Origin of the sequence: Mucilaginibacter sp. KACC 22063 (genome assembly GCF_028736115.1) — a bacterium.
In the GTDB taxonomy this organism is placed as follows: domain Bacteria; phylum Bacteroidota; class Bacteroidia; order Sphingobacteriales; family Sphingobacteriaceae; genus Mucilaginibacter.
Window position 1 is genome coordinate 2,198,307 of record NZ_CP117877.1, and the last position, 10,143, is coordinate 2,208,449.

General features: G+C 37.9%; 9 protein-coding genes. All 9 read right to left on the bottom strand.

Features of this window, described 5'->3' with window-relative positions; all coding sequences use genetic code 11:
* Nucleotides 1–80 precede the first annotated feature (80 nt).
* The gene (locus PQ461_RS09590; protein WP_274303696.1) at nt 81–2,201 is read right to left on the bottom strand and encodes a peptidase domain-containing ABC transporter; all 2,121 of its coding nucleotides are present in this window, start codon (nt 2,199–2,201) and stop codon (nt 81–83) included.
* A gap of 65 nt (nt 2,202–2,266) precedes the next feature.
* Nucleotides 2,267–3,145, bottom strand: coding sequence for a hypothetical protein (locus PQ461_RS09595; protein WP_274303699.1), 879 nt, complete (start codon nt 3,143–3,145; stop codon nt 2,267–2,269).
* Entirely contained in the window at nt 3,145–4,038 is an 894-nt protein-coding gene (locus tag PQ461_RS09600; protein ID WP_274303701.1) for a hypothetical protein, read from the bottom strand. Before PQ461_RS09600 ends, PQ461_RS09595 begins: the two co-directional genes overlap by 1 nt.
* Nucleotides 4,039–4,050: 12 nt before the next feature.
* Nucleotides 4,051–4,878 carry a hypothetical protein gene (locus tag PQ461_RS09605; RefSeq protein WP_274303703.1) on the bottom strand — a complete coding sequence of 276 codons (828 nt, stop codon included), beginning with the start codon at nt 4,876–4,878 and terminating at the stop codon, nt 4,051–4,053.
* A complete protein-coding gene (locus PQ461_RS09610) occupies nt 4,875–6,137 on the bottom strand; it encodes a radical SAM protein (protein ID WP_274303706.1) in 1,263 nt (420 codons plus the stop codon). Before PQ461_RS09610 ends, PQ461_RS09605 begins: the two co-directional genes overlap by 4 nt.
* A 106-nt stretch (nt 6,138–6,243) precedes the next feature.
* Nucleotides 6,244–6,504 carry a hypothetical protein gene (locus PQ461_RS09615; RefSeq protein WP_274303708.1) on the bottom strand — a complete coding sequence of 87 codons (261 nt, stop codon included), beginning with the start codon at nt 6,502–6,504 and terminating at the stop codon, nt 6,244–6,246.
* A gap of 70 nt (nt 6,505–6,574) precedes the next feature.
* Nucleotides 6,575–8,983 carry an outer membrane beta-barrel protein gene (locus tag PQ461_RS09620; protein ID WP_274303711.1) on the bottom strand — a complete coding sequence of 803 codons (2,409 nt, stop codon included), beginning with the start codon at nt 8,981–8,983 and terminating at the stop codon, nt 6,575–6,577.
* A gap of 118 nt (nt 8,984–9,101) precedes the next feature.
* Nucleotides 9,102–9,311 carry a hypothetical protein gene (locus PQ461_RS09625; RefSeq protein ID WP_274303713.1) on the bottom strand — a complete coding sequence of 70 codons (210 nt, stop codon included), beginning with the start codon at nt 9,309–9,311 and terminating at the stop codon, nt 9,102–9,104.
* 172 nt (nt 9,312–9,483) lie between these two features.
* Entirely contained in the window at nt 9,484–10,140 is a 657-nt protein-coding gene (locus tag PQ461_RS09630) for a hypothetical protein (RefSeq protein WP_274303715.1), read from the bottom strand.
* Nucleotides 10,141–10,143 lie beyond the last annotated feature (3 nt).

Below are 10,143 nucleotides of genomic sequence, written 5' to 3' on the forward strand. Positions count from 1 at the left end.
TGTTGACAGAATATGAACAAGATTTAAAGTATGCAAATACATTTATTCTTCAACGGCATAACAGGGATAAATTAAATTGATTATTGACCAAGTTCTAATTGATTCTTTACCAATTCATAATATTTACCCCGGTACGAAGTAAGTTCATGGTGAGTCCCAATTTCATCGATCTCACCATTATTTAATACAATAATCTGATCAGCATTTCTTACTGTACTTAGTCTGTGTGCAATTACAACTACAGTTTTATCAATAAAAAACTTTTCTAAGTTATTCATGATCGCCTTTTCGTTGTTAGCATCCAAAGCATTAGTAGCCTCATCCAGGAAAATGAAATGAGGGTCGCGGTAGACGGCCCTGGCTATCAAAAGCCGTTGTTTCTGGCCGCCACTTAAGCTTACTCCTACAGTTCCAAGAAGTGTGTTATACTTTTGAGGTAATGTTTCCACAAAATCCCATAGGCATGCCGTTTCTAAAGCAAACTTCACTCTTTTCTTATCAATGTCTTTCTCCTGCATAGCAACGTTTTGCGCAATAGACGTATTGTATATAAATCCATCCTGCATTACAACACCGCAGTTTTTGTGGTAATCATCAGTATCTATCAAGCTTAGGTCTTGATTGTCAACGACAATATTGCCTTGCTGGGGTTCGTAAAATGCAAGCAGTAATTTAAGTAACGTGGTTTTACCGCTTCCACTTGCCCCTACAATTGCTGTAATTTTACCCTTGGGTATAAACAAGTCTATATTTTTTAAAATATATCGGTTATGAACTCCGGGGTATTTGAAGGAAAGGTTTTTTACATTTAATCCTAATCTGAACTCCTTGGGAAAAGATTGCGGCTTGGAGATGTTTTCATCTTTTTTTAATTGAACTTCATTTAGGCGTTCAAACGAAATTTTTGCGTCCTGATAATCACGGAAAAATCCCATAATTTCTTGAACAGGACTGGCAAGCTGACCAACAATATAACTGATGCTTAACATCACACCAAAACTGATTGAACCGGAAATAACCCAGTATGAACAAAAAAAAGTTACCAGCAGCATTTTAATCTGATTGATGATACTAATGCCGTTTTGTTGCAGATTGTTAAGTTTTAAGCTGGCTAACTTGAAGGTATACAGCTTATTCTGCAACTCCGACCATTTTTCCACTTTATCCTCCTGAGCAGTATTAAGCTTAATTTCTGTCATGCCTGATATTAAATCATGCAGATAGTGGCGTTCCTCTATTGCCAACCCAAACCTGCGATAGTCCAGGTTTTTACGTTTTTTCATAAACATGAAAAACCAGAGGAAAGAGATTGCTGTGGCTGATACAAACAGGATGATCATACCGCGGTTTAGCCACAATAATTGAATCGTATAACAGACAACCAATACACTGGAAAATATAAAGGATACTAATCTTGTTGACAGAAAGGATTCGATTTTTGAATGGTCATCTATCCGTTGATAAAGATCTGCATGGTTTTTAGTATCAAAAAATGAAATAGGTAGACGTAATAGCTTTTTTAAAAAAGACGATATAATACTAACGCTTAGCTTTGTACTTAACTTTGTTTGAATTAAATTTCGAAGATAATTTGAAAGTGTAAGGCTGCCAAACAACATGAATTGTAAAAGAAGGATTTGCCAAACAATATTCAGGTTTTTCCCGGCTAACCCTTTATCGGTCATATATTGAATGGTTTTGGGAATAACTAATGAAATTAAGCTGGAGGCACAAATAAAAAGTGTAAGTAACCCTATTGACCTGGCATAGGGTTTTAAATATGACATCATTTGTACCAGCGTAGAGTTGGTTGCCGTTTGATCGACTACATTTGCTGTTGCTGTATCTGGTGTTGCCCGGTCAAAAAAAACAGCAATACCCTTCTCGTGCCCATGTAACCATCCCTCCAGAAATTCTGTTTCTTTGAGCGTTATAATACCATGTCCGGGATCTCCTATAATGTATCGATCCTTATAAATACGATACAAAACGATGTAGTGATTTTTGCGCCAATGTAAAATACATGGGAAAGGATGATGGCTTTTTAAGTAGCTGAGAGTTGTTTTAAAGGCTAATCCCTTCAAGCCGGTTTTTTCAGCAGCATGAATGATATCTCCAATACTTGTACCCAAACGGGAAGTATTACAAAGTTCACGCAAACTACTTATAGATACATGTATATCATAGAAAGCAGCAATCATTTTTAAGCATGCGGGGCCACAATCCATTGAGTCCAGCTGCTTCTGAAAAGGTAATCTTTTACGTATTAACATGTAAAAGAGCCAAAGTAAACCATGTTAATGTCCAGTGTTGAATTACCTAAAGTAGAGCCGTCATGAAAACAATTGTCTGTAGGGGCAATATAAAATTCATAGGGCTTTTGAATTACTTTAAATACCGGATAGTCAGGAAAAGCTTTAAAAAAAAGCGGAGCAATGTTGTAAATCGTAATGTTTTCATCAGCAGGTGTAAGCTTACGCTTTAACATGGTGTAGGCCTGTAGTAAGGTTAGGTTGATGAAATAAAAAATACGAGACTGTTTCCCTAAGTTTATCGTCATCCGGTTGCCCCGTTTATGCATGGTGTGAATTTTCATTGATTTAGTCCCATCATTGTGGAGGCCGACGTATTTTCTTTCTGGTATGGTAAAGCCGGGGTGTAGTTTACTTACGTCACATGCAACCAGTTCTAAGTTTGGCAAATTAGCCGCAATGCAATTAAAATTAAATGGCAAACCCTGTGATAGCGGATCAAGAAATTGTTGCATAGCTTCACTAATGCCTTTAACTACTGTTGAGTTCGACTTAATTCTGTCCATAACTGCTTCCCTGCTGGTCAAATCAGTTATTTTCAGCTGCTCAAAAAGTTCCTTTAATTGGGGGCTAATATCTCCTATAGTAATTGTGTTATGACAACGCTTGCTGTTTCCTGCCAGTAAGTTGCTTTCTTTGGTTGAAAGGCTTCTCCAATCATGTTTAGGAACATAAGCATTGTCGTGGAAAAGCGGTACAAAGTCCCAATCCGAAAATTGTACCCGCTGTAAATTATGGTTCCGATAATGCGTTGTTCCCGAATTAATATAAACGCTGCCCCAACCCTCAGGAAGTAGATTGTTGAGCACTATTCCCTTTTTTACTTCCATCATTATTGTAGTGTTAATTTTTTGCAAAAACCTCCAAAAAATATCATCGTCATATCAAAAGTCTTATTACCAAGTGTCCGCCCATCGTGAAAGCAATTATCAGTAGGTGCTATATAATACTGATAAGGTTTAAGTTTTACTTTTAGAATAGGGTAGTTGGGAAAAAGCTTAAAAAATATCTGTGGTATTGTGACCAGGTTCACATCGGGTAGAGATTCTGGATTTTTAGCTTTGATCATATTGTACGCTTGAATAAGCGAGAGATTTACAAATAAAAATTCCCGTTCTTCGCGTCCGAAGTTTATTGAAATACGATTCCCATATCGATGTGCAGTATGTATAGACATGGCTGTCGTACAATCATTATGAAAACCTATGTATTGTACATCTGTTGGGGCATGGTTTTTAGGTAAATGATAAAACTTTGCAGAGACTGATAATAAATTAGGAAAGCTAACCCCAAAGCAGCGGAATTTGTAGGGCTTATTGTCTGCAATTGTATTTAAGAAAATATTCAGATCATTATTTAACTTTTTTGCGAGTACCTCATGCTTCCGGAAGATTGCGTAAATATCGTCTACAGTTTCCGATTCATGTAAAGGCAGCTTTTTGAATCTTTTTATCAGAGAATCAGGAAGATCACCAAGAAATATGGTGTTATAATCAGTTATCTTATTGCCAGGTTTTAAAATATGCAAGTCTTTATCTGAGAGCGAACACCAATCTGATTTAGCGAGTATGGCACCTTCTTGAAACTGCGGGGTAAATTTAATTTTCCGAAAGCTCACTTCCGGTATATTTTCCTGTGCTGCATAGCAAATTCCTGAATTGATCATAATTGCATCCTGCTGTTGTTTCAGTGAATTAATTAGGCCAATTCCTTTTCTGAGTATCATAATTTCCTTCAGTTATATTTTATCGAAATTTCCGGTATAGACCAAAGTAATATCCACAGAACTCATACCCACAGTGGTGGCATCATGAAAGAAATTATCTGTTGGTGCTATATAATATTGGTATGGTTTAATTTCAATTTTTACTACCGGATAATCTGGGTGATGTTGAAAGAATAAGCTGGCAATATTATATGGCGTTATCAATGTTTCGCAACTGACCTTTTTTTTGATCATATTATAAGCTTGAATTAACGATAGATTTACGGTAGCCAGGTACCTGCTCTCTTTACCCAAATTAATAGATATGCGATTCCCGGATTGATAGGCAGTATGTAACTTATATAAGCGGCTTCGGTCTACATGTAAACCGATGTATGTAAATTTCTCATTCTTATAAAAGCAGGTAATGGTGTCGCGATTGGGCATCGCTCTGGTTATCCGGTGAAATTTGTATTGCCTGTTAGTAGAAAACTGCTTGAAAAAATTATCCAGGTCATCAGCCAGATGCTTTACAATTTCTTCATGTTTACGAACAGTTGGGTAAACATCATCAGGGTTAATACACTCATGTAATTTCATTTTACGAAATGTATTTTCAATTACGTCAGGTACCTTCCCGATTCTGATAGTGTTGCTTAATTTCTGTTTATCAGGTTGGTCAAATAATGCTGTTTTTGTCTTGTCGTTTAGCGGTTGCCAATCGCGTTTAGGGATAAACGAACCTGGTGTATAAAACAGATTGATATCATCAACCGCCGGATTTGTGCCTGTATTAATAGTTAGCTGATCTGCAAAATCAGGCAGATCGCTTTTAATAACGATTCCACGTTTGAGTATCATAAGTCAATAAGCTGATTAAAAGATGTAAGCTGATTTTTAACTTCCTGGTCTATCCGTATTTCAGGAGATTTTTTGAGGCCGGCAACAATATCATCATAGCTGTGTGTTTCAATATTTAGGTCTTTTATTGTTTGGGCAGGTAGGCTTGAAATAAAATCATCTCTCAGATGAGTGACTAATCGTATGATATCTTTGCAATAAATGGTAGGGTTGTCAAACCCATTATGATTAGCAAAACGATTACCTAAAAAACCCCCGCCGCAGATATCCAGCATCGGACAATTCAAGCATTGCTCTGCTACCAGATCGTGTGAATTATAATAGATTTTAAATATATCTTCAGTAAAAAGGTCATCAATTTCGTTATGATGCACATTGTACCCGTTTCGGGTAATCCCTTCATAGCAGGCTCTAAGAGAATCAGTCACTTCAATACCTCCATCTGTTTCAATAACGACCACCCCGTTTTTCGTTCGGCCAAACCCCTGATTACCCCGGTTAGCATTTCCGGCAAGCATTTCGATTAAGGTTTCAAATAGCCGTATTACAGGACGGTTAACATCTGCTTTCCATAAATTAAAAAGGCTTATAAGCCAGTCGGCATAAGGGGTATAGTAATCGTATCCAAATTGTTCGGCGCTAAATCCATCAGGCAACCGATCGTAATGGCCATCCGGAAATAAAAGATTAAGTCTTCTGACTTCCAGTTCTTTTAGCTCTTTATAGAATTCATTAACCGGTATTTTAGGATTGATGACCATTAGTATACCTCCAAGTTCATTCTCCTTACCTAATTGAATGGCTTTGGATACTTCATCATAAGAGCCTTTGCCGTTATGAAAGAGTCGGAACTCGTCATGATATGGTTTAGGTCCGTCCAAACTGATCCCAATTCTGATACCAGCCTTGTTTAAAAAATTATACCAGTCCAGATCTAATGTAACACCGTTTGTTTGCATAGAAAACATAAGTTCAATTTCTTTGCAGGTTTCCCTGAGGATGTGGATAAACTCACTGTAATATTCTTTGCTTAATAACAAAGGTTCGCCACCATGAAAGATAATATGTATGAACTTGGTATCACTACGTTTACAGTACGAATACAGGCGTTGGGCTAAGGCTGTAATCGTATCTATTGACATAAATTTAGGTTGCTTCAGATAAGTCTGATCGCCCAGATTATACATATAGCAGTAAGAACAGTTGAGGTTACAGCGGCTAGCTACCTTGATCACATAAGATGTAACTTGATCGGTCATATCCACTATGTTTAGGTTTAAAAATCAAAATGTAAATACAAGAGTAGTTTTTAAATTACAACAAGCTTGGCCTGTACACTTATGCACAGGCCAAACTGTTGTTTAATCAAGCTCTTAAGAACTGATCGGTTTTGTCATAAGCTGATGCACGCTCTTCTGAATCAACTATTGCCACTAATGGACAATCAGAACCGGTACCGCCGAATATCGCTTTGTACAAGTCCATTTGTTCATTCTCAGAAGACTGAACAGCATTTTGCAGGATGCTTTTTCCTTTAGCATCGCTAACCAAGGTTTGATTTTTCTTCATAACAGATAAGAAATTGATGAATAAATAGCCATCAGTAAGGACATGGCAACTGCCCATAACTTTAAATATTATTCAGATATGAACCTTCTTATTGATCGATCTCTTGTCGGCCATAGAAAGGTGATCTTTACATTAATCTGCCTTTTACATCCTGTGATCCTGTGTCACGGTCTCGTTTGTCCTTTACGGTTTGTTTACCAAAATTGTAGCTGATAGCCAGTGCTATACTTCGGGTATCATTGTAGTAATTATCCTTTACGCGTAAGGCACCAAGCATATAGTTGTACCGGTCTTTATTGCTTTTAAACCAGTCCTGAGCCGACAGCGTGACACCGAAATTACCGGCCGTTTTCCTTAAACGAATCTCTGTATCCAGCCGGTTACCAATACGCGTGTTTACTATTGTGGCCGGAAAAGAGTTGGTTATTACCAACGTACTACTAAGTCCTGCTTTTTTGGATATTGTAAAGGTTTGATTAGTAGCTATTGTAATGGCCAATGTTTGGTTATCAATTGTAATATCGTTAGCATAAGCGCCTTTAGTCACTACATACCCCACAAGCAACGTTCCTGATAAGCGCCACCAGGGTTTAGGCTGATTATTGTAGCTTGCTGTGAGGGACTGTCCGTAACGGTTACCATAATTAGTTTTTTGGTTGATAATAGTGTCCCCTGAAGTATAAGGAAGCGCATAAATTTCTCCAATTGTTTGACTGGCTGCTATCTGTAGGGTAAGTGTTCCCCACTTCTCATTCAGGCTGTGACTGAGTTCTTCACGATAATATTTAACAGGCTGCAATAAGGGATTTCCGGTAAAATAAGCTTTGTCTGTTGTATAGGTACGAAACGGGTTTAAGTCCCAATAACCAGGCCGGGTGATACGGCTTGTTACAGCAAGCACGTAAGCACCTTTTTCTTTAGTTGTGAGCTTTAAAAAGGCTGTAGGAAAAAGATTAGTATAGTTTCGGGAGACTACCTGGTTGTCTTCGAGCCAGCCTTTGGCTGCTGTATTTTCTAACCTTAAACCTAACTGATAAGACCAAACAGGGCTTAACTTATAGCTAAAGTTGCCATACAAAGCATTAATATTTTCTTCATACCTAAATCGGTTACTCTGTCCGGGATCTGTTAACCAGATGTTGTTATCTGACAAGTTTTCGAACAAAAAGGTATTTCTAATTTTAGAAAATGATGCTTTGCCCCCAAAGGATAGATAGCCTTTTTTATTACTGAGCGGCCAGTCGAGATCAGCTTTAATTGATTGGTTATTAATATGCTGTGGTGAAGATGTGCGAAAGATAGCCAAGTCGTTTGTTGCTTGCTGTGTCAGTGGGTCTATGGCGGTGTTAGTACTATTGGAATTATTTCCGGAGCGATAAGCTAACGCATCATAATCAACGCTTAATGTTTTTCCGGCTGAATCCAGTTTGCCCTGATAATTTAAATTCAGTGAGTATGTTTGTGAGTTAATCCGATCTTTGTTGACTGTCTTTGTTAAAGAATCTGTAGCCGGATAAAGGTCCATTGTTGAGGCATTGCGCGTTTCTCTGTGCGTAATGCCAGAAAAATCAAACAACATACCCACTACATGATTCTTGTTAAGCTGATAATCGGCACCCACATTAGCTCCGGGATACAATTCTGTATATTTGTTTACCGAGTTAATGTTTCTCTGACTGATTCCATATATAGAACCACCAGGATAAAATATGTCACGATTAGTAGTGGGCTTGCGACTACGATTGCCCATATACATTGTCGAATAGATGTTCCACTTTCCTGACCGCTCATTTAAATAGAGACTACCAGCCTGGGAGTTGACTGCGGTTTGGCGTGTACTTAACGACGCACTACCAATCAATCCTTCCTCCTTATTTTTTTTAGTGACAATATTTATAATTCCCGCTCCGCCTTCAGCTTCGTACTGGCTGGGAGGGGTAGTAATTACTTCAATAGCATCCAAATTATCTGATGGTAAACCACTCAGATAAGATTTAAGAGCGGTACCAGATAGTACTTTCTTTTTGTTATTAATATAAACTATAGCTCCGGTAGTGCCACTAATAGCAAGGGATCCATCTTCTGAAGCCTGTACTAAAGGTGTTTTTTCAAGCACATCCCAAACATTATTCCCTTTTGTTAAGTCTGTTTGACCAACATTGAACCGAAAACGGTCTAGTTCCCGTTGAAATACCGGCCTTTGCGCCCTGATAGTTACTTCAGACAGCATTTGCGTAGATTTAAGTTGCAAATTGATCGCTGTATCCCTGCGCAACACAAATTTGATTACAGTATCACGATAAGCTACAAACCTAACCCGCATCGTATAAGATCCGGGTTTCAAATTCACTATATTGTAGCTGCCCAAGCTATCTGTTATAGCTCCCGAACCTTTAGCACCGGTTTGCTGTAAGATAATTACCGCTAAAGGGAGTGGTTTATCTTTATGGTCTGTAATTGTACCATTTAACTTTAGTTGTGCATAAGAATTGATTCCGGCAAGGACAAGGATGATAGATATTATAAACTTAGTCATAGACTTCGTCTCAGCAATAAATAGATTATAAAAAAGCTTAGCTTGGATAGCTTATTCGGTCAGGCTTAATACTGACCAGAATAAGCTATTGAAATGAATGGGTTATTTAGGCTAAGTACTATGCTACGCGCAGAAATTGCTGATCTGTCTTATCATATGCAGATGCACGGTCTTCTGAGTCGGCTACTGCAACTATGGGACAATCGGAACCGGTACCGCCGAATATAGCTTTGTACAAGTCCATTTTTTCATTTTCGGAAGATTGAATAGCATTTTGCAGGATGCTTTTTCCTTTAGCGTTACTTGCGAGGGTTTGATTCTTTTTCATATGTTATGTGATTTTGTGGTTTCGGTATTTGCTTGTGATAGGTTTAAATTACTTCCGTAAGTTAAATTAACTTTTTGTAAAAAGAAAATATAAATGTTTTATTAAGTAGAAATTAAATAAACTCCTTTCGCGAAAGCGCTAAAAAAGCTTTTATTAATAAAGTAAGAATTGTTCACACGCCCTGTTCCATATCAGCTTCATCCAGCAAATAATCTTTATCGTTTGTCAGCATAATTACCACCATTTTTCGGTCGTAACCGGAATTATTTGCAACAGCGCGATGAACGGTTCCTGCCGGAAGATAAACAAGAGAAAACGGTTTAAAGCCGGATTTAATTTCTCTCATTGGCTCATGTAATTCACGCTCAATGCCAGTAATTGTAGTATATATTTCCGTCGCGGTAAGCCCCATGGCTACGCGTTTCCAGTCTTCACCTGATATTTCCGGCTCAAAATAAGAGATCGTATTTTGGGTAACTACCGGCGTTAGCGGGATGAATATGGTTGAGGTAATGCCCTTATAATCTACATGAGGGAATTGCTCTTTTGTTTCTTGCGGGTTAACGGAAATACCAATGGAAAGTAACCGTTTGGGAAGGCTATATTTACTAATTATCGAATTAATCATCGCTATCAGCTCTTTCAGTAATTCGTTTTCTTTTTTTTCAAATGGAAATGGGCCCTTCCCTTCGCAAAAATAATTGATCCAGAAAACTTTTTTCTTTTCAGCAAGCTCCCTGATATCGCCGGCATAAATGTATTCCAATTTAGTTTGTGCCAGTTGCAATAATGCTCGTTCCTGAGCATTTAATGTTCCAATTACTTTCATAAC

Coding starts and splice junctions, on each gene's coding strand:
- PQ461_RS09620 (WP_274303711.1), bottom strand. CDS start 8,983: ATGACTAAGTTTATAATATCTATCATCCTTGTCCTTGCCGGAATCAAT.
- PQ461_RS09600 (WP_274303701.1), bottom strand. CDS start 4,038: ATGATACTCAGAAAAGGAATTGGCCTAATTAATTCACTGAAACAACAG.
- PQ461_RS09615 (WP_274303708.1), bottom strand. CDS start 6,504: ATGGGCAGTTGCCATGTCCTTACTGATGGCTATTTATTCATCAATTTC.
- PQ461_RS09595 (WP_274303699.1), bottom strand. CDS start 3,145: ATGATGGAAGTAAAAAAGGGAATAGTGCTCAACAATCTACTTCCTGAG.
- PQ461_RS09590 (WP_274303696.1), bottom strand. CDS start 2,201: ATGATTGCTGCTTTCTATGATATACATGTATCTATAAGTAGTTTGCGT.
- PQ461_RS09610 (WP_274303706.1), bottom strand. CDS start 6,137: ATGACCGATCAAGTTACATCTTATGTGATCAAGGTAGCTAGCCGCTGT.
- PQ461_RS09630 (WP_274303715.1), bottom strand. CDS start 10,140: ATGAAAGTAATTGGAACATTAAATGCTCAGGAACGAGCATTATTGCAA.
- PQ461_RS09605 (WP_274303703.1), bottom strand. CDS start 4,878: ATGATACTCAAACGTGGAATCGTTATTAAAAGCGATCTGCCTGATTTT.
- PQ461_RS09625 (WP_274303713.1), bottom strand. CDS start 9,311: ATGAAAAAGAATCAAACCCTCGCAAGTAACGCTAAAGGAAAAAGCATC.